Origin of the sequence: Apibacter sp., assembly GCF_025291155.1 — a bacterium.
Classification (GTDB): Bacteria; Bacteroidota; Bacteroidia; order Flavobacteriales; family Weeksellaceae; genus Apibacter.
The window spans coordinates 1-18,732 of the sequence record NZ_JAMBJZ010000036.1 but is presented as its reverse complement, the minus strand read 5'-3'; the positions used below and the strand labels follow the sequence as shown (position 1 = coordinate 18,732).

The following is an 18,732-nucleotide window of genomic DNA, read 5'->3' as shown; positions in this document are numbered from 1 at the left end:
AAGTTTTTTAACTGCTTGATCTAAAGATAGATTATTTAAGTTAGGAACTTCCACCTGAACACCATGATTAGTGAAAGCATTTAACCAAAGAAAAATTCCCTGTAAAAGTCCAACAAAAATGAGTACAGCCAGTACAAGATTAACCCAAAATTGCCAAGATGTTAACAGTTTTAAGATTTTCATATTTACTTTTTACGAAGCAAATATATAAATAATAAAAATAATATAGTTTATTAGTTAAAAATATGTTTAATTTTGTATGTCTTAATTCTAAATAACAATAATTAATTACTATCATTAGTAAACTTTAAATTTTATGATTACAGTTGGAATTGTAATGGGAGGTTACTCTGATGAAAGCCTTGTTTCACTTAAAAGTGGGGAATATTTTTATTCTCAAATTGATAAAACTAAATATAAAGTTTTTAAAATACATATTTTAAAGGATGGTTGGAATGTCATAGAAGAAGAACAAGCCTATCCTATTAATAAAGGAGATTTTACCTTTCAGTTAAATGAGAAAAAAATAAATTTTGATGTATTATTAAATACAATTCATGGTTATCCAGGAGAAAATGGATTAATGCAGGCATATTGGGAACTATTAAATATACCTTATTCCGGTTGTTCTTTTTATACATCTGCTTTGACTTTTAACAAAAGAGATACCTTATCGGTACTTAAGAAATTTAATGTTTCAGTAGCTAAATCAGTATATGTTAATAAAGGAGATCAAATAGATATTGATTCCATTATTAATGAAGTTGGTTTACCTTGTTTCGTTAAGCCCAATCAATCAGGATCAAGTTTAGGGGTTTCAAAGGTGAAAAAAAAGGAAGATTTTATGCAAGCTTTGGATTTTGCATTTAAAGAAGATAAGGCAGTATTAATTGAAAGTTTTTTAGAAGGAAAAGAGGTTCAGGTAGGAGTATTTAAATATAAAGGCGAAGTTGTTGTCGTTAATACAACGGAAATTATATCTAAAAATGAATTTTTTGATTATGAAGCCAAATACTTGGGAGCATCCGAGGAAATAACACCGGCTCGTATATCAGAAAAAGAAGATACATATATAAAAGAAGCTGCAGCACATATATATAAATCTTTAGATATGATTGGATTTTCAAGACTAGATTTTATTATTGTGAATGAAATTCCTTATTTTTTAGAAATTAACACAACACCGGGTTGCTCTCCGGCAAGTATCTTTCCTCAGCAAGTTAAGCAAGCAGGATTAAATTTTTCAGATTTATTAGATAACGAAATATCATTAGCATTACAAAGATTTGAAAAAAAATAAACATGGAAAGAGTAGCAGTATTTCCCGGTTCTTTTGATCCTATAACCTTGGGGCATTTTAATATTATTGAACGAGCAGTTCCTCTATTTGAAAAAATTATTGTTGCCATTGGTAATAACTCTAATAAAGAATATATGTTTCCTTTAGAGAAAAGAATGGAATGGATAAGGGAAACAGTAAAAATATTTCCGAATGTAGAAGTAGATTTTTTTGATGGTCTGACTATTGATTATTGTGCGAAAAGAAAAGCACCTTATATAATTAGAGGTCTTAGGAATCCGGCAGATTTTGAATTTGAAAAAGCCATAGCACATACCAATCGTACTCTAGCAAAAAAGTCAATAGAAACGGTTTTCTTTTTAACATCATCAGGAAAATCATTTATTAGTTCAAGTATTGTACGAGAAATTATGAGATATAAGGGAGACTATGAAATACTAGTACCCAAAGCTGTTAGAATATGATATTATTATTAAAATAATATATAACATAGTTTAATACAAAAATATTTTGTGAAATCAATAATTATGGAATAGATATCTTTTAATTGATGTAAGAGTATTTATTTCTTATTTTATCAAATCTTAGATAATAATTATTGTTTAGTTAAATTTTTTGTATTTATTTTACATAATATTTTTGAAAATAATTATAAAATTAATTTATATAACAAATGGAAAAACAACAACTAGCCCAATCAAACTCAAGAAAAAAAGTAGGAGGATTAAATCCTTTTATTACGATCATTATTTTAGTAATCATAGCAGAATGTATTTATCATTTTGTGTTAGGTGCATCTTCTAATTTTAAGGGAGAAACTACAGATAGTGATCCTAAAACATTCATGGGGATCATTCACAAAGGAGGGGTTATTGTTCCTTTTTTGATTTCCTTTTTACTAATGGTAATCGTATTTTCAATTGAAAGATTTTTTATTATTGGAAAGGCTGAAGGAACTAATAGCTTAACAAAATTCGTTAACGAAGTAAGATCATTATTAGATAAAAATGATATAGATAATGCCATATCACTATGTGATAAGCAAAAAGGTTCTATAGGAAATGTAGTTAAAGAAGGGTTAATTTCATATAGAGCATTATCAAATGACACCACCTTGGATAAAGAACAAAAACTTGTATCTTTAAATAAAACATTAGAAGAAGCTACAACATTGGAAATGCCAGTGCTCGAAAAAAATATGACAATTTTAGCAACTATTGCATCTATTGGTACACTAGTAGCCTTAATGGGTACTGTAATTGGTATGATTAAAGCATTCTTTGCTTTAGGTGAAGGAGGAGGATCTCCGGATGCCGCTGCTCTATCCGTAGGTATATCAGAAGCACTTGTAAATACAGCTCTAGGTATTGGAACTTCAGCTTTAGCTATTGTTGCGTATAACTATTTTACATCAAGAATTGATACTTTAACATTTAAAATTGATGAGGTAGGTTTAAGTATTCAACAGTCTTTTTCTGCTCACCATTAATTAAGTTTTAAATTTTCTTTTTTTAGTAAAAAGAAAGTTAAAAGAATAAGATTTGAAATTATTTTAAAAACTTAAAAAATAATATGGCAAGAGTTAAACCAAAAAGACACGGAATACATATAGATATGACGCCAATGAGTGATTTGGCATGGTTGCTGTTAACATTCTTTATCTTGACTACACAATTTAAGCCTAAAGAAACAGTTACCATAGACCCTCCTTCATCGATATCCCAGATTAAGGTTAAAGATCATGGAATGATGAAGATATCTATAACTTCAGATGGAAAATACTACTTCTCAATGGATGAAGAAAAATATAAAATTCAATTATTAGAAGCAATGGGAAAGAAGTACGGTATCAATTTTACGGATCATGAAAAAAGAGAGTTTAGAAATTTAACCGATTTTGGAGTATCAATTACCGGACTTAAACAATATTTAAATATACCGGAAGGACGAAGAGAGTCAGTTAATGTTCCAGGAATTCCTGCAGACAGTGCTAAACCTGAAATTACCGATTGGGTCTTTGAAGCTAGAGAACTAGCTAAGAAAAACGGTGACTCATTAGATTTAGGAATTAAAGGTGACGTAAATACGCAATACCCTGTTTTTAAAAATCTTTTGGCAAGATTACAGGAAAAGAATATGAATAAATTTCAATTAATTACATCTGCCGAAAATAAACCGGAATAATGTAATTAAATTAAACCCATTAATGAATAAGAAAATATGTCAGCAGGCGTAGATACAAGTACTAGTGGAAAAGGAGATGGAAAGGTAAGAGCTAAAAAAATGAACCTTAATGTTGATATGGCACCTATGTGTGATTTAGGTTTCCTTTTAATAACATTTTTCATGTTTACAACAACGTTCAGTAAACCTAATATTATGCATTTAAATATGCCACCTAAGGTTGAAATTCCACCTTCCAATATTCCAGAAATTAAAACTAAAAATTCCTTAACTATAATTTTAGGAAAAGACGATCAAATATATTGGCATCAACAGGAACAGAAAGATCTAAACACTTCGACTTTGATTAAATCTGACTATTCTAAAGATGGAATTCGTAAAGAAATATTACGAGCTCAGAAACAAGCAGATCAAAGTAAATTCACTGTTATAATAAAACCTACAGATGACTCAAGTTATAAAAACTTAGTGGATATATTAGACGAAATGGAAATTACTAATTCTGATCGATATGGAATTAAAGAACTTTCTTCTAAAGAGAAAGATGTGTATAAAGAAAAAGTTAATGAGTAACGAAAATTAAATAGAATGGCAGAAAATAATATGAAATCTTTAGATGACATAGTTTTTAAGCATAAGAATAAAAGCTATGGAGCCTATTGGTTAAGAAATAAAGAAAGTAAATATCTGACAAGGGCATTTGTTATTGGAACCGTTATCTTTATTGTATTCGTTATGTTATTATACTTTTATAATAAATGGCAGGCAAATAGTAAAGATGAGCAAAAGTCTGTTGTTATAGATCTAACGGATATTCAAACACCACAAGAAGAAAAAGAAGAAATTTACGAACAAAAAACAGCACCACCACCACCGCCTCCTGTACAACAAGATGAAGTAGCGCAGGTAAAAATGGTTATTCCAGAGCCTAAAAAGGTCGTTGTAAAGGAAGAAACTGTTCCTAAAGTACAAGACACTAAAGATAAAGCTATAGGATTAGAAGATAAAGATGGTAAAAGTACAACAGATGCAGCCATATCAAATGGTCCAAAAAATGATGTGCCTCCAGCACCGCCACCCCCGGTACCTCCGGCAGATCCTAATAAAGTATTTTTGCAAGTAGATGAGGAAGCAATTTTTAAAGGTAAGGGAAAAGTACATGATTTTATTTCAAAGCAAATTTATTATACGGATAGGGCAAGGGATAATGGTACAGAAGGTAAAATAACTGTAAAATTTGTTGTGGAAAAGGATGGTACGATAACAAATGTAGTAATTGCTGGAAAAAAATTAGGAGATGGATTAGATGAAGAAGCCATAAAAGCAATTAAAAAGACAAGCAAAATGTGGATTCCTGCTAAAGTTAATAATCAACCGGTTAGATCTTATTTTAGAGTTCCCATAACCTTTAGGTTGCCGGAATAATATAATAAATTAAGATATAAAAAAACTATCTCTATACTAAGGGATAGTTTTTTTATTTTATAAAAATAAATTTTCAATCTAGCTAGAAAAATTATTTAGATACATTCTAAAAGATTAAAATCTGACATATGTCATAACACTTAGGGTTAGAGGTTTTTTAAATTTGTATTCCAAAATTAAACATTAAAATATTATGACAAGATTTTACTCTTCCTCTATAGGAAGAAAGTTTATGATGGCTTTGACAGGCTTTTTTCTCATGATTTTTTTACTGGTGCATTTAGGATTAAATCTCACATTATTTGCCGGTAATACGGATGGAGAAGGAAAATTATTGCCTAAAGAAGAAGTAATATTTAATCAGGCGTCACATTTTATGGCGACTAATCCACTCATCCAGATTATGCAATATGTACTGGCTTTTGGATTTATTTATCACATCTTTTTAGGTATTATATTGACCTTTAGAAATCAAAAAGCAAGAGGAAAAGAGCGTTATGCCGTTAATCAGTTTTCAGCAAACACTCCTTTTAATTCACGGACAATGATCTATACAGGGATGTTAATTTTAATATTTTTATTATTACATCTTTATAATTATTTTGTTCCCATTAAGTTTGGAACAGTAGGAGATGATTATTTATTAGTGACAGAATTATTTAAAAGTCCCATTTATACATTAATATATGTGGTTGCTTTTATATTTTTAGGATTACATTTAAGTCACGGATTTTCATCGTCATTCCAGTCAGTAGGATTTAATCATAAAATTTATACTCCTGTTATTAAAATACTGGGAAAAGCATATTTTATATTTATCGCAGTTGGATTTGCCGCAATTGCAATTTATTTTTACTTCAAAGGCAATGGTTTAATTTAAATTATTTTAAGAAAATACTATTATGGGTATAAAATTAGAATCAAAAATACCGGAAGGAGATATCCATGAAAAATGGAAAAATCATAAAGATCATATGCGTTTGGTTGCGCCAAATAACCGTGGAAAAATAGATATAATTGTAATAGGTACAGGTTTAGCAGGAGGAGCAGCTGCAGCTTCTTTAGCTGAGATGGGGTATAATGTAAAAGCTTTCTGTTACCAAGATTCTCCTAGACGTGCTCACTCAATTGCTGCACAAGGGGGGATAAATGCTGCTAAAAATTATCAAAATGATGGAGATAGTGTATATAGATTATTTTATGATACTATCAAAGGAGGAGATTATAGAGCGAGAGAAGCTAATGTTTATAGATTAGCAGAAGTATCCAATTCAATAATAGATCAATGTGTAGCTCAAGGAGTTCCATTTGCAAGAGAATACGGAGGATTATTGGATAATAGATCTTTTGGTGGTACGCAAGTACAAAGAACATTCTATGCAGCAGGACAAACCGGACAACAATTATTACTAGGAGCATATTCTGCAATGAACCGACAAATAGGTAAGGGACGTTTACAAATGTTCAACAGACATGAGATGCTTGATTTGGTTGTTGTAGATGGTAAGGCAAGAGGTATTATTGCTAGAGATTTAGTTACAGGAGAAATTCAAAGGCATTCTGCTCATGCAGTAGTAATTGGATCAGGCGGGTATGGTAATGTATTCTTTTTATCTACAAATGCGATGGGATCTAATGGGACAGCAGTTTGGAAGATACATAAAAAAGGAGCCGCATTCGGAAATCCTTGCTTCACTCAAATTCACCCAACTTGTATACCGGTACATGGTGATCAGCAATCTAAGTTGACATTAATGTCAGAATCTTTAAGAAATGATGGACGTATTTGGGTTCCTAAAAAAATAGAAGATTCACAGGCTATACGAGCAGGAAAATTAAAGCCTACTGAAATAGCTGAAGAAGATAGAGATTATTATCTAGAAAGAAGATATCCGGCCTTTGGTAATTTGGTACCTAGGGACGTAGCCTCACGTGCAGCTAAAGAAAGGTGTGATGCAGGATTTGGAATTGAAAACAATGCCACTGGGGAAGGGGTTTATTTAGATTTCTCTTCATCTTTTGTAAAATATGGAAAAGAAAAAGCCAATGAACTTGATATTCATAATCCGTCTCAAGAAGAAATAATAAAATTAGGTAAAAAAGTGGTAGAAGCTAAATACGGAAACCTATTTACCATGTATGAAAAAATTACAGGAGATAATCCGTATGAAACTCCTATGAAAATATATCCGGCTGTTCACTATACAATGGGAGGAATTTGGGTTGATTATAACTTAATGAGTACTATACCAGGGTGCTTTGTAACCGGTGAAGCAAATTTTTCTGATCATGGAGCCAACCGTTTAGGAGCATCTGCTTTAATGCAAGGGCTAGCCGATGGATATTTTGTATTACCATATACAATTGCTGACTATTTAGCTGATGATATACGTACCGGTTCTATTTCTACAGATTTACCCGAGTTTGAAGAAGCTGAAAAACAAGTAAGAGACAGAATTCAACACTTCTTAACCAATAAAGGCACTAAAACAGTAGACTATTTCCATAAAAAATTAGGTCGAGTAATGTGGAATAAGGTTGGAATGGCTCGTGATGAAAAAGGATTGAAAGAAGCTATTGCTGAAATTGAAGAAATTAGAAAAGAATTTTGGAGAGATGTAAAAGTTCCAGGAACTGATAATACTATCAATATGGAATTAGAAAAGGCTGGTAGAGTAGCCGATTTTCTTGAATTAGGACAATTGATGGCAATGGATGCTTTAAATAGGAATGAATCATGCGGTGGACACTTTAGAATCGAATATCAAACAGAAGATGGAGAAACGTTGCGTAATGATGAAGAATATTCTTATGTAGCTGTTTGGGAATATAATGGAGAAGATTTGAATCAAGAAATTCTACATAAAGAAGATCTAAATTACAAGTACATTAAAATTGCAGCAAGAAATTATAAATAACCTGTAAAAATAAAAAATATAAAATGGCAGGAAAATTATTAAACCTAACACTAAAAGTTTGGAAACAAGCAGGTAGGGGACAAAAAGGAAAATTTGAAGAATATAAATTAGAAGGAGTATCTACTGAAAGTTCATTTTTAGAAATGTTAGATATGCTAAATGAACAATTAGTAGAACAAGATAAAGAGCCCGTAGCATTCGATCATGATTGTCGTGAGGGAATATGCGGTATGTGCTCACTTTATATAAATGGACGTGCACACGGTCCGGATAGAGGAATAACTACTTGTCAATTACATATGAGGATGTTTAATGATGGAGATACTATTGTAATTGAGCCTTGGAGATCAGCGGCATTTCCTGTAATTAAGGATTTAATCGTTGATAGAACAGCATTTGACAGAATTCAGCATGCAGGAGGATTTGTTTCAGTGAATACTTCAGGAAATACAATCGATGCGAATGCAATACCAATTGAAAAAGAAAAAGCAGACAAAGCATTTGCGGCAGCCGCTTGTATAGGTTGTGGAGCTTGTGTTGCTACTTGTAAAAACGGTTCAGCGATGCTATTCGTTTCTGCTAAAGTTTCACAATACGCATTATTACCGCAAGGTAAAGTTGAAGCTACTCGCCGTGTTTTAAACATGGTTAAAAAAATGGATGAGGAAGGATTTGGTAACTGTACAAATACCGGAGCCTGTGAAGTTGAGTGTCCAAAGGGAATTTCTCTTGAGAACATAGCCCGAATGAATAGAGAATTTCTTCATGCTAGTATTGTAAATGATGTAAAAGCAGAATAAATAATAGTCAAATATTTTAAGTATAATTAACAAACAGTTCAAAACAATAATTTGTTTTGAGCTGTTTTTATTTAATGAGGTAAGTTATATGATTGTAATTTCGACAGCTTAAAAAAATATAGATATTTAACTAAAAAAGAAACATATATTCTAAACTTTAAAGGTAATTATTAGAATTATTTAATTCTTATAACTACCCTTAAAATTATTTGATTAATGTAATTCACTTAAATTATTATATATGGCTTATAAAAGGAATTTTAAATTTCCTTAAAATAAGTCTTTCTTCTTTTATGATTAATCGGATTATAGTCTTTCCATAGTAATTGTATACTTTTGTTATCGTCCAATTCAGGATTGGTTTCCAGATATTTTATTCCCTTATTATTAAATAAATCGAAAAATTCTTTTAATACAATGGCAGTAATCCCCTTTTTTTGATAGTCAGGATGAATACCTATTAAATAAAAATTTGCCCAATCATTATTTTTAGAGGCTCTAAGTAAATGATACCATCCAAAAGGAAATAATTTTCCTTTAGCTTTTTGTAATGCTATCGAATAGGAGGGCATAGTGATGGCAAATCCAACTAATTTATCATTATCATCCGTGATACAAATCACAAAATCCTTATTAATAAATGGAATATACTTTTCCTTATAATATTTTATTTGCTTATCTGAAAAAGGAACATAGGTGGGTAAAACCTTATAAGTATCTTCTAACAATTGAAAAATTTCATCTGAACGCTCAATTAACTCATCTTTAGTTTTAAATTGTAATGATTTCAATTTATATTTTTCTTTCAATAATTTAGAAAATCGAATCACCTTATCAGGAAGTACTTTAACCACTTCAATATAAAATTCAACCCATTCATTAGACTTATTAAATCCTAATTTTTCAAAATGATCATGATAATAAGGTTCATTATAGATACCGATCATAGTTGCTAATTTATTATAGCCTTTGGATAAAAAACCCGCTTTATCAAGATTTGTAAATCCCACCGGACCTTCAATACGGTGAATATCATTTTCTTTAGCCATTTCATAGGCTTTGTCTATAAGCTTACGAGTAATTTCAATATCGTCAATGACATCAAACCATCCGAATCTAACTTTTTTAATCCCCGAGTATTTTTCCTCATTCTTATTGATTATCAAAGCAATTCTTCCGACTACCTCATTCTTTTTATAAGCAAGATATTTTTTACAGATTGAAAATTCAAAAACAGGATTTTTATTTTCATCGAAAATTGCCATTTCTTCAGTTATAAGTGGAGGTACGTAACAAGGATTATTTTTGTACAACCTATTAGGAAATGTTATAAAATTTTTTAAATCGGCCTTTGTATTAACTTCTTTAATTATAATTTTGTTCATGCACTAAATTTAGTTTAACAAGTCTTTTTGGTAATACAACTAAAAAGTCATAATTTTAGCAAATATACTTAGTATAAATTAAATTTAAAATTTACAAAAATATACCTCTTAAAATAATTTTAAACAATTATGGTAATATTAATTTCAGGAATTATTTTCATTATAAGCATGATTGTTCAAGTACAATTAAAAACGAAATTTGAAAAATATTCTAAAACAAGACTTTCCAATGGAATGAGCGGTAAAGAAATTGCAGAAAAAATGTTACGGGATAATGGAATTACGGATGTTAATGTTATTTCTACACCGGGAATGTTAACAGACCATTATAATCCAGTTAATAAAACTGTTAATTTATCGGAAGGGGTTTACAATCAACGTTCAACAGCGGCAGCAGCGGTTGCTGCACATGAGTGTGGCCATGCAGTGCAACATGCCGTTGGATATTCCATGTTACAATTACGCTCAAAATTAGTTCCTATAGTAAGTATCAGCACTAACCTTCTGCAATGGGTATTATTGGCCGGAATTAGCATTATGGCTTTCTCCGGTAACATTTTGGTACTAGGTATCGGTATTATGTTGTTCGCCATAACCACTCTTTTCGCATTCGTTACTTTACCCGTAGAATATGATGCCAGTAATAGAGCGTTACAATGGTTAGAAAATAATCATATCGTTGAACCTAGTGAACATGATGAATGTAAAGATGCATTAAAATGGGCAGCAAGAACTTATTTGGTATCAGCTTTAGGTTCTTTAGCTCAATTGATATATTTTATCATGATACTTTTAGGAAATAACCGAAGAAACGATTAATTTATTATCTAATTATAGACCTTTATGAATAATATAAATCCCATATATTATGGAGTTGAGGGATTAAAAGAACTCAATACATTTATTCAAAATAATAAACCTTCCAAAATAGTCTTATTGGTTGATGAAAATACTCATGAATTATGTTATCCAAAGTTAATTACAGATATTCAAGCCGATACAGAAATTGAAATATTAGAAATTGAATCAGGGGAAAATAATAAAAATTTATATATATGCATCAATCTATGGGAAGCATTAACAGAGCTTAAAATAGATAGAAAAGCCCTTCTAATCAATGTAGGAGGAGGAGTGCTTACAGATATGGGAGGCTTTATAGCAAGCTGTTATAAGAGAGGAATTAATTTTATTAATGTTCCTACCACACTTTTAGCAATGGTAGACGCATCTATTGGTGGAAAAACAGGCGTTGATTTAGGAAGTCATAAAAATCAAATAGGAAATTTTGTTTTACCTAAAATGGTGCTCGTTGATGTAGGCTTTCTCAATACCTTACCTTATGAGCAGCTTCTTAGCGGTTTTGCTGAAATATTAAAGCACGGATTAATTGCAGATAAAAAATATTGGCAAAAAATAATTGAATTAGATAAAATTGAAACTGAACATTTAGAGGAATTAATTAAAATTAGTATAGAAATAAAAAAGAACGTTGTTTCAAATGATTTTACTGAAACGGGATTGAGAAAAATATTAAATTTTGGACATACGATCGGTCATGCCGTAGAAAGTTTCTTTCTAGAAAAAAATGCACCAATTTTACATGGAGAAGGTGTAGCAATGGGAATGATAGTAGAAAGTTACATCTCAATGAAAAAATCTCTTCTTTCATATTGCGAATATGAAGAGATTAAATCTTATATCTCTTTATTATTTCCTAAGCTAAACTTAAAAAAAGAATATTTTAATGATATTTTTATATTTATGCAGAATGATAAAAAAAATATCAATAATGAAATAAAATTTGTTTTATTAGAAAAAATCGGAAAGGCTGTATATGATATTTCAGTTGATAAAGAATTGATTGAAGAAGCTATTTATTTGTATATAGATAATGAATAAGAATAGGAGCTTATCGTTAAATTTTTCTTTTTAAATAGCTGATTTCAATAGTGAAAACTAATTTTTATAGATAGGATTATAAATTTTTAGATTTATCAATTTTTTTAACAAATTTTCAATCGTATTTATAACGATCTTCTGAACATTATTTTTACAGAATTTATATAATAATTAGATTTTGGTAAACCAATAAAAAACTTTATATTTGCACTTCGAAAAAAATAATTAAAAATTTTGATCTATGAATCATTACGAAACTGTTTTCATTTTAACTCCCGTTCTGTCTGATTCTCAGGTAGAGGAAGCAGTTAAATCATTTGAGACTTTACTCAAAGAAAACAATGCAACTATTGTAAACCAGGAAAACTGGGGGTTAAAAAAATTAGCATATCCTATTCAGTTAAAAAGAAACGGATTTTACAACCTGATTGAGTTTCAAGCTCCCGGAGAAATTGTTAATAATTTAGAATTAGCATTTAAGAGAGATGAAAGAGTACTGAGATTCTTAACTGTGAAATTAGATAAGCATGGGATAGAATGGGCTAGAAAAAGAGAAGAAAAAGTTAAATCATTAAAAAAATAAGACATGGCAATTGATGAATTAGCAAAACAAGCAGCAGGAGGAAATGTCAGTGAAGTAAAATTCTTAAGTCAATTAGACATTGAGACTAAGACAGAGAAAAAATATTGCCGTTTTAAAAAGTACGGTATAAAATACGTTGATTATAAAGATCCTGATTTCTTATTGAAATTTGTAAACGAGCAAGGTAAAATACTTCCTAGAAGACTTACCGGTACATCTTTAAAATTTCAAAGAAAAGTATCTCAAGCAATTAAAAGAGCAAGACATTTAGCATTATTGCCATATGTTGGAGATCAATTAAAACCTTAATTTAAAGAAAAAAAGAGATCATGGAAGTAATTCTTAAACAAGACGTTGAAAATTTAGGATTAGAGTTTGACGTGGTAAATGTAAAACCAGGTTATGCTCGTAACTATTTAATTCCAAAAGGTTTTGCATTATTAGCAACGCCTAAAAATAAAGCAGCATTAGAAGCAACCCTTAGAAAGAGAAGCAGAAGAAGCAGCACAAATAAAAACAGCTAATGATGTAGTAGCTAAATTAAAAGAAGTTGTGGTTTCTATTCCTGCAAAAGTAGGTGCCGGAGATAAATTATTCGGCTCAGTTAACAATCTAGATTTAGCAGAAGCATTAGCAAAAGCTGGAGTAAACATAGATAAAAAATATATTAAAATTCCTGGAAATACAATCAAAAGATTAGGAAAATATTCAGCAAAGATCCGTCTACACAGAACAGTTGAATATGATTATGCTTTCGATGTAGTTTCTGATGGAATTGCTGCAGAAGAATAATAGCTCTACTTAGTTATAAAAAATAATAAAAAACTGATAGTTAGACTATCAGTTTTTTTATTGTTTAAAAAACTTAGCCTACTTTTATCCAAAAGACTTACCTTTGATAAGAAAATATCATAAAATATGAAAGTAGCAGATGTTGTAGAATTTTTAAAACAGCTAGCAGTCGAATCAAATGCAGAGGATTTCGATAATGTTGGATTATTAGTAGGAGACTCTCAATCAATAATATCAGGTGTTTTAATAACTCTTGATTGCATTGAAGAAGTAGTAGATGAAGCTATTCAAAAACAATGTAATATGATTGTTACTTTTCATCCGATAATTTTTTCAGGGATGAAATCTATAACCGGTCAAAGCTATGTTGAGAGAGCAGTAATTAAAGCCATTAAAAATGACATTGCTATATATGCTATACACACCAACTTAGATATAGCTAAAGAAGGGGTTAATTTTGAAATTTGTAAACGATTACAAATACATGAAAGTCGGCCTTTAATACCTAAAGCCAGAAGTATAAAAAAACTACAGACCTATATACCCAAAACACATTTTCTCCAAGTGCAACAATCTTTATTTAAAGCAGGCGCAGGGGAGATAGGTAAGTATAAGAATTGTAGTTTCAGAGTTGAAGGAGTAGGAACATTTTTACCAACAGAAAATTCAAATCCATATATCGGACAAATAAATGTATTAGAAGAAACATCTGAGATGATGTTAAGCGTTATATTTGAAGATTACAAACAATCAGCCCTATTAAAAGCTTTAAAAAGTTCACATCCATATGAAGAAATAGCATATGAAATTTATGCTTTAGAAAATCAAAATCAAGATTTAGGAATGGGAAGAATAGGAGAGCTAGAAAAACATTTACCTGAAGATGAATTTTTATCTTTTCTTAAAGAAAAATTACCCACTTCCTGTATTCGTCATACCAAGCTGAAAAATAAATTAGTGAAAAAAGTAGCTGTATTAGGTGGGGCAGGTAGTTTTGCTATAAAAAATGCCATTTTAGCTGGGGCTGATGCTTTTGTTACGGCAGACATTAAATATCATGAATTTTTTCAAGCAGAATCGAAAATATTAATTGCCGATGTTGGACATTATGAAAGCGAACAATTCACTAAAAATTTATTACATAAATATCTGTCAGAAAATTTAAATAATATTATCATAATAATATCTGAAATCAATACCAATCCAGTATATTATTATTGTAAATAATTATAAAAAGATTATCAAAAATATATTTAATTTTTTTAAATAAAAAATTAAATTAAAATATAGCTTTTATAGTTTTACAATTAGCATTTAAAAATTATAAAACTATAGGAAAGCAAATGTACTATTATGTTTGAAACATATTATAAAATTTAGTAACTTTGTAAACTTTAATAAGATATAAAAATAATTCCAAAATAATTATAATCAACCCTATATGATAAAGAAAAAAGCAGATAATACTACAGTGGAAGAAAAATTGAGAGCATTATATGATTTACAGATCATAGACTCCCGCCTAGATGAATTGAGAAACCTAAGAGGAGAGTTGCCTATTGAGGTTGAAGATTTAGAAAATGATATTGCAGGTTTGGAGAAGAGAATAGGGAAAATGGAAGATGAAGTAGTACATTTAAATGGTGAAATTAAGATAAAAACAGAATTAAATAAAAATTCTGAAGCTCAAATAAAAAAATATAAAGTACAGCAAGATAATGTGCGTAACAATCGAGAATTTGAAGCATTAACTAAAGAGATTGAGTATCAAGAGCTAGAAATTCAATTGCAAAATAAAAAAATTAAAGAAATTAATGCTAAAATTGAATTTAAAAAATCACAGATAGAAGAGCAACGTACCAAATTATCAAACTTTCAGGATCATCTTAAATTTAAGAACTCCGAATTATCAAATTTGATTAAAGAAACTGAAAAAGAAGAAAACTTTTTATTGGAAAAGTCTGAAGAATTTGCCTCAAAAATTGATGAAAGATTGTTAAATAATTATCGCCGTATAAGAAAAAGCTCCAAAAATGGATTGGCTATTACTAGTATTGATCGTGGTGCGGTAGTTGGTTCTTTCTTTACCGTTCCTCCGCAAAAGCAGGTAGAAATAGCTTCAAGAAAAAAAATTATTCTTGATGAACACAGCGGTAAAATTCTTGTAGATGAATATCTTGCAGGAGAGGAGCAACAAAAAATGAAGGATTTATTAAATTTAAATTAATACTAAACCCGTCATAAATAACAGACCCATTTCGTATAAATGGGTCTTTTTTGTATAATGTTATCTACACTAAACATCTATATTTATTAGATAAATTTATATAATTACAGTTTATAAATTATATAACTTATAAGTAAATAAATCATTTATAAAATAACAGACCATTTTATTTAATAAAATGGTCTGTTATTTGACAATTAATTAACTAATAAAAAATAAAATAAGGTTTAAAATTATTTTTATAGATTTGTTTATAACAAAAATAGGTAATTATGAATTTTATTTTTATTATATAAGAGAAAGCAATTCAAAAAATAAATATGAAAAAAAAAATAAACGAATTAATAGATAAATTGGAACTATATCCAATTTGTTTGCCTATAAATAAAAAAGAATTAGAGAATGTTGTTAAAGTATTATTTTCCAAAATGTTTCCTATATGTGAGCGAAAAAATCGTAATCATATAGAACAAGAGCTTACCCATGTGTATGAAACTCTATTAGACAATATCTCTAAAATAAAAGATTCTACTACATCAAAATCCATTATAGATAATTTTTTTAATAAAATACCTCAAATCCAGGAAGCATTATATAAAGATGCACATGCATTTTACCATAGTGATCCAGCCGCTGACTCAATAGAAGAGGTTGTATTAGCATATCCTGGTTTTTTCGCTTTAGCTGTATATCGAATAGCCCATGAATTTTATAAGCTGGAAGTTCCAATTATTCCTCGTGTCTTTTCGGAATATGCGCATGCTAAAGTAGGAATTGACATACATCCGGGGGCCCAAATAGGAGAAAGCTTTTTTTTAGATCACGGTACAGGAACAGTAATAGGAGAAACAACCATAATCGGTAATAACGTAAAAATATATCAAGGAGTAACTCTGGGGGCTTTATATGTAACAAAGAATCTTTCTAAAGTTAAAAGACATCCTACAGTGGAAGATAATGTGGTAATTTATGCCGGAGCTACTATTTTGGGAGGAGATACCGTCATTGGTCATGATTCTATTATAGGAGGAAATGTTTGGCTAACAAGGACAGTTTTACCTTATACGCTGGTTTATTATCCAGTAGAGATGAAGATAAAAACTGTTAAAGATTTTAAAGAGCCTATTAATTACGTAATTTAAAAATCTTTACAAATTATAAAATTTAAAAAATATAGTTATGAAAATAAACAGTGTATTAGAAGCTATAGGGAATACTCCTCATGTGAGATTGAAAAAAATATTTCCCGATCATGAAGTTTATATTAAACTTGAAAAGCAAAATCCGGGTGGGAGTATTAAAGACCGAATTGCCTTATCGATGATAGAAGATGCTGAAAAAAGAGGTATTCTTAAACCTGGAGGAACTATTATAGAGCCTACATCCGGAAATACAGGAGTAGGATTGGCTTGGGTTGGAACAGTTAAAGGATATAAAGTTATATTGGTTATGCCTGAATCTATGTCTATTGAGAGAAGGAGACTTGCTGCTGCCTATGGTGCAGAATTGGTATTAACTCCAAGAGAAAAAGGAATGAAAGGAGCTATTGAAAAAGCAGAAGAATTACAAAAAAATACCCCTAATTCTTTTGTTCCCCAACAATTTAAAAATCAAGCTAACCCTAAAATACATGCTCAAACTACAGCTAAAGAAATACTGAATGATTTTCCACAAGGTATTGATGTGTTTATTACCGGAGTGGGAACTGGTGGACATATAACTGGAGTAGGAGAGGTTTTAAAAGAAAAATTTCCCTCTGTGAAAGTGTACGCAGTAGAACCTACCGATTCACCTGTAATTTCAGGCGGAAAGCCCGGACCACATGCCATACAAGGAATAGGAGCCGGTTTTATACCGGAAACATTGGATACTAAAATTCTGGATGGCTCTATTCAAATAACTAAAGATGAATCTTTTAAATACGCAAAACGTTTAGCCAAAGAAGAAGGTATTTTAGGAGGTATATCGACGGGTGCTTCATTAGCGGCTATAGCTAAAAAAATTAAGGATTTACCTAATAATTCCGTAATATTGACTTTTAATTACGATACTGGCGAAAGGTATTTTTCTGTCGAAGGATTATTTTAAAATATTTACGTTTATAAAAAGTGTGTATATGATCTTCTATACACACTTTTATAAATTAAACAAAACCCCTTATAATTTATTTTGAAAATAAAATAAGGAATAAGATGGGGATTGAAATGCCTAATACCAATTCAATTCCTTTGCTTCCCAGCAATGGAGTATTTACCATACAGATGCCTGTAATGGTTATAATCATTAAAGATATAGCAAAAATATCGGAAATATAGGTCCACCATTGATTAGGATTGTAATGAAGAAATGATAATTGATTAAAAAGAGGCCTCTTTTTTATATGCTCATATCGTACTTCTCCAGTATTTAAGTTAAGTAAAAATGTAGATCCGTCTTTTAAAAATATTCTCATTTGATGATCTGTAGGATAATAAAATTGTTTAAAATTATCCGTCTGATTTATTCTATTGAGTAATTGCATCACCTGTTCTTTAGTAAAATCAGGTTTTCTAGGAAAATTTCCGGAAGCTTTATAGTTTTCAACTTGTATGGAATATTGAGGGTTAAAGTTATTCAAATGATTCATAGTTAGACCTGAAATAGCATAAGTTAATATAATACCTGCAAAGATGAACGAGAGATGAGAATGTATTTTTCTGCAATACTTTCTTATAATATAAAGATTCATGTTTATTAATAATTTAGGTTATTTACAAATGTTTTTTTATCCATACTTTAGTTATTTCACTGATAAATAAATTATGCAAAGAGGGGTCTGAAGTATACCAATCTTTAACAATAGTTTCTCTTACGTTTTTAGAAATATTTTCAGTTTGCAAAGGTGCCGTAAATAATTTTTTACATTCAATAATCATTTTTGCTTCCTTATAGGCAACTAAACCAGAGGGTGTTAATACATATTGAAGTCCCGATTGTTTAATTTTATTTTGATTCCTTCCGGAACGGTTACCAAGAATTCGTAACGCGCCTTTAAATTCTTCAGGAAAAAAACATAATGTAAACCCCTCTTTTTGTTCGAGAAATTCATATGTATATCTAACATCTCTAATGAAAATAAACGAACAAGGTTTATTCCATACTTCACCCCAACCTCCCCAACTTACGGTCATTGAATTAAATTTTTTAGAATCACCGGCAGTTACTAGCATCCATTCATTG

The 18,732-nt window shown here is 30.0% G+C and carries 20 protein-coding genes and 2 pseudogenes; 18 read left to right on the top strand and 4 right to left on the bottom strand.

Annotation, left to right across the window (positions count from 1 at the left end):
• Nucleotides 1-183, bottom strand: a pseudogene (locus M3Z80_RS05110) (PASTA domain-containing protein); the annotation flags it as partial.
• Between the two features lie 133 nt (nucleotides 184-316).
• On the opposite strand from M3Z80_RS05110, the gene M3Z80_RS05105 reads away from it, so the two are divergent.
• The 9 genes from M3Z80_RS05105 to M3Z80_RS05065 all read left to right on the top strand — a co-directional run bounded on the left by M3Z80_RS05105 (nucleotide 317) and on the right by M3Z80_RS05065 (nucleotide 8,627).
• A complete protein-coding gene (locus M3Z80_RS05105; protein WP_293918182.1) occupies nucleotides 317-1,300 on the top strand; it encodes a D-alanine--D-alanine ligase in 984 nt (327 codons plus the stop codon).
• A gap of 2 nt (nucleotides 1,301-1,302) precedes the next feature.
• Entirely contained in the window at nucleotides 1,303-1,764 is a 462-nt protein-coding gene (gene coaD, locus M3Z80_RS05100) for a pantetheine-phosphate adenylyltransferase (protein ID WP_293918180.1), read from the top strand.
• Nucleotides 1,765-1,973: 209 nt separating this feature from the next.
• A complete protein-coding gene (locus M3Z80_RS05095) occupies nucleotides 1,974-2,789 on the top strand; it encodes a MotA/TolQ/ExbB proton channel family protein (RefSeq protein WP_293918178.1) in 816 nt (271 codons plus the stop codon).
• 83 nt (nucleotides 2,790-2,872) lie between these two features.
• Nucleotides 2,873-3,484, top strand: coding sequence for an ExbD/TolR family protein (locus M3Z80_RS05090; protein WP_293918176.1), 612 nt, complete (start codon nucleotides 2,873-2,875; stop codon nucleotides 3,482-3,484).
• Nucleotides 3,485-3,520: 36 nt separating this feature from the next.
• Nucleotides 3,521-4,057, top strand: coding sequence for a biopolymer transporter ExbD (locus tag M3Z80_RS05085; RefSeq protein ID WP_293918174.1), 537 nt, complete (start codon nucleotides 3,521-3,523; stop codon nucleotides 4,055-4,057).
• A gap of 15 nt (nucleotides 4,058-4,072) precedes the next feature.
• Nucleotides 4,073-4,909, top strand: a complete 837-nt coding sequence (locus M3Z80_RS05080; protein WP_293918172.1) for an energy transducer TonB — start codon at nucleotides 4,073-4,075, stop codon at nucleotides 4,907-4,909.
• A 193-nt stretch (nucleotides 4,910-5,102) separates the two neighbouring features.
• Nucleotides 5,103-5,789, top strand: coding sequence for a succinate dehydrogenase cytochrome b subunit (locus M3Z80_RS05075; protein WP_293918170.1), 687 nt, complete (start codon nucleotides 5,103-5,105; stop codon nucleotides 5,787-5,789).
• Nucleotides 5,790-5,811: 22 nt separating this feature from the next.
• The gene (locus tag M3Z80_RS05070; protein WP_293918168.1) at nucleotides 5,812-7,827 is read left to right on the top strand and encodes a fumarate reductase/succinate dehydrogenase flavoprotein subunit; all 2,016 of its coding nucleotides are present in this window, start codon (nucleotides 5,812-5,814) and stop codon (nucleotides 7,825-7,827) included.
• Between the two features lie 23 nt (nucleotides 7,828-7,850).
• Nucleotides 7,851-8,627, top strand: coding sequence for a succinate dehydrogenase/fumarate reductase iron-sulfur subunit (locus M3Z80_RS05065; protein WP_293918166.1), 777 nt, complete (start codon nucleotides 7,851-7,853; stop codon nucleotides 8,625-8,627).
• Between the two features lie 260 nt (nucleotides 8,628-8,887).
• Here the strand turns inward: M3Z80_RS05065 and M3Z80_RS05060 are convergent, their stop codons facing one another.
• Nucleotides 8,888-10,012, bottom strand: a complete 1,125-nt coding sequence (locus tag M3Z80_RS05060; protein WP_293918164.1) for a GNAT family N-acetyltransferase — start codon at nucleotides 10,010-10,012, stop codon at nucleotides 8,888-8,890.
• A 129-nt stretch (nucleotides 10,013-10,141) separates the two neighbouring features.
• Here M3Z80_RS05060 and M3Z80_RS05055 point away from each other — a divergent pair, with 129 nt between their 5' ends.
• The 9 genes and pseudogenes from M3Z80_RS05055 (at nucleotide 10,142) to cysK (ending at nucleotide 17,601) form a co-directional block, all read left to right on the top strand.
• The gene (locus M3Z80_RS05055; RefSeq protein WP_459251441.1) at nucleotides 10,142-10,831 is read left to right on the top strand and encodes a zinc metallopeptidase; all 690 of its coding nucleotides are present in this window, start codon (nucleotides 10,142-10,144) and stop codon (nucleotides 10,829-10,831) included.
• A 24-nt stretch (nucleotides 10,832-10,855) separates the two neighbouring features.
• Nucleotides 10,856-11,911 (top strand): 3-dehydroquinate synthase, encoded by a 1,056-nt coding sequence (aroB, locus tag M3Z80_RS05050; RefSeq protein WP_293918162.1) that lies wholly within the window; start codon nucleotides 10,856-10,858, stop codon nucleotides 11,909-11,911.
• Nucleotides 11,912-12,152: 241 nt separating this feature from the next.
• Nucleotides 12,153-12,494, top strand: coding sequence for a 30S ribosomal protein S6 (gene rpsF, locus M3Z80_RS05045; RefSeq protein WP_293918160.1), 342 nt, complete (start codon nucleotides 12,153-12,155; stop codon nucleotides 12,492-12,494).
• A 3-nt stretch (nucleotides 12,495-12,497) separates the two neighbouring features.
• The gene (rpsR, locus tag M3Z80_RS05040; protein ID WP_055425972.1) at nucleotides 12,498-12,803 is read left to right on the top strand and encodes a 30S ribosomal protein S18; all 306 of its coding nucleotides are present in this window, start codon (nucleotides 12,498-12,500) and stop codon (nucleotides 12,801-12,803) included.
• Between the two features lie 20 nt (nucleotides 12,804-12,823).
• Nucleotides 12,824-13,286 (top strand): annotated as a pseudogene (rplI, locus tag M3Z80_RS05035) (50S ribosomal protein L9).
• Between the two features lie 126 nt (nucleotides 13,287-13,412).
• Nucleotides 13,413-14,513: a Nif3-like dinuclear metal center hexameric protein gene (locus M3Z80_RS05030; protein ID WP_293918159.1), complete on the top strand. Its 1,101-nt coding sequence runs from the start codon at nucleotides 13,413-13,415 to the stop codon at nucleotides 14,511-14,513.
• Nucleotides 14,514-14,730: 217 nt separating this feature from the next.
• Nucleotides 14,731-15,513, top strand: coding sequence for a zinc ribbon domain-containing protein (locus M3Z80_RS05025; protein ID WP_293918184.1), 783 nt, complete (start codon nucleotides 14,731-14,733; stop codon nucleotides 15,511-15,513).
• 320 nt (nucleotides 15,514-15,833) lie between these two features.
• Complete coding sequence (gene epsC / locus M3Z80_RS05020) at nucleotides 15,834-16,655, top strand: serine O-acetyltransferase EpsC (RefSeq protein WP_293918158.1); 822 nt, start codon at nucleotides 15,834-15,836, stop codon at nucleotides 16,653-16,655.
• Nucleotides 16,656-16,692: 37 nt separating this feature from the next.
• Nucleotides 16,693-17,601, top strand: coding sequence for a cysteine synthase A (gene cysK, locus M3Z80_RS05015; protein WP_293918156.1), 909 nt, complete (start codon nucleotides 16,693-16,695; stop codon nucleotides 17,599-17,601).
• Nucleotides 17,602-17,677: 76 nt separating this feature from the next.
• On the opposite strand, the gene M3Z80_RS05010 is transcribed toward cysK, so the two are convergent.
• Nucleotides 17,678-18,241, bottom strand: coding sequence for a PepSY-associated TM helix domain-containing protein (locus M3Z80_RS05010; protein ID WP_293918154.1), 564 nt, complete (start codon nucleotides 18,239-18,241; stop codon nucleotides 17,678-17,680).
• A 22-nt stretch (nucleotides 18,242-18,263) separates the two neighbouring features.
• Nucleotides 18,264-18,732, bottom strand: a 469-nt coding sequence (locus M3Z80_RS05005) for a flavin reductase (protein ID WP_293918152.1), incomplete at its 5' end; no start/stop codon positions are given.

Bases quoted from the DNA above. Each gene is read 5' to 3' on its own strand.
- M3Z80_RS05080 (WP_293918172.1), top strand. From the start codon at position 4,073: ATGGCAGAAAATAATATGAAATCTTTAGATGACATAGTTTTTAAGCAT.
- M3Z80_RS05105 (WP_293918182.1), top strand. From the start codon at position 317: ATGATTACAGTTGGAATTGTAATGGGAGGTTACTCTGATGAAAGCCTT.
- M3Z80_RS05095 (WP_293918178.1), top strand. From the start codon at position 1,974: ATGGAAAAACAACAACTAGCCCAATCAAACTCAAGAAAAAAAGTAGGA.
- M3Z80_RS05070 (WP_293918168.1), top strand. From the start codon at position 5,812: ATGGGTATAAAATTAGAATCAAAAATACCGGAAGGAGATATCCATGAA.
- M3Z80_RS05090 (WP_293918176.1), top strand. From the start codon at position 2,873: ATGGCAAGAGTTAAACCAAAAAGACACGGAATACATATAGATATGACG.
- rpsF (WP_293918160.1), top strand. From the start codon at position 12,153: ATGAATCATTACGAAACTGTTTTCATTTTAACTCCCGTTCTGTCTGAT.
- coaD (WP_293918180.1), top strand. From the start codon at position 1,303: ATGGAAAGAGTAGCAGTATTTCCCGGTTCTTTTGATCCTATAACCTTG.
- M3Z80_RS05055 (WP_459251441.1), top strand. From the start codon at position 10,142: ATGGTAATATTAATTTCAGGAATTATTTTCATTATAAGCATGATTGTT.
- cysK (WP_293918156.1), top strand. From the start codon at position 16,693: ATGAAAATAAACAGTGTATTAGAAGCTATAGGGAATACTCCTCATGTG.
- M3Z80_RS05030 (WP_293918159.1), top strand. From the start codon at position 13,413: ATGAAAGTAGCAGATGTTGTAGAATTTTTAAAACAGCTAGCAGTCGAA.
- aroB (WP_293918162.1), top strand. From the start codon at position 10,856: ATGAATAATATAAATCCCATATATTATGGAGTTGAGGGATTAAAAGAA.
- M3Z80_RS05075 (WP_293918170.1), top strand. From the start codon at position 5,103: ATGACAAGATTTTACTCTTCCTCTATAGGAAGAAAGTTTATGATGGCT.
- M3Z80_RS05065 (WP_293918166.1), top strand. From the start codon at position 7,851: ATGGCAGGAAAATTATTAAACCTAACACTAAAAGTTTGGAAACAAGCA.
- rpsR (WP_055425972.1), top strand. From the start codon at position 12,498: ATGGCAATTGATGAATTAGCAAAACAAGCAGCAGGAGGAAATGTCAGT.
- epsC (WP_293918158.1), top strand. From the start codon at position 15,834: ATGAAAAAAAAAATAAACGAATTAATAGATAAATTGGAACTATATCCA.
- M3Z80_RS05085 (WP_293918174.1), top strand. From the start codon at position 3,521: ATGTCAGCAGGCGTAGATACAAGTACTAGTGGAAAAGGAGATGGAAAG.
- M3Z80_RS05010 (WP_293918154.1), bottom strand. From the start codon at position 18,241: ATGAATCTTTATATTATAAGAAAGTATTGCAGAAAAATACATTCTCAT.
- M3Z80_RS05060 (WP_293918164.1), bottom strand. From the start codon at position 10,012: ATGAACAAAATTATAATTAAAGAAGTTAATACAAAGGCCGATTTAAAA.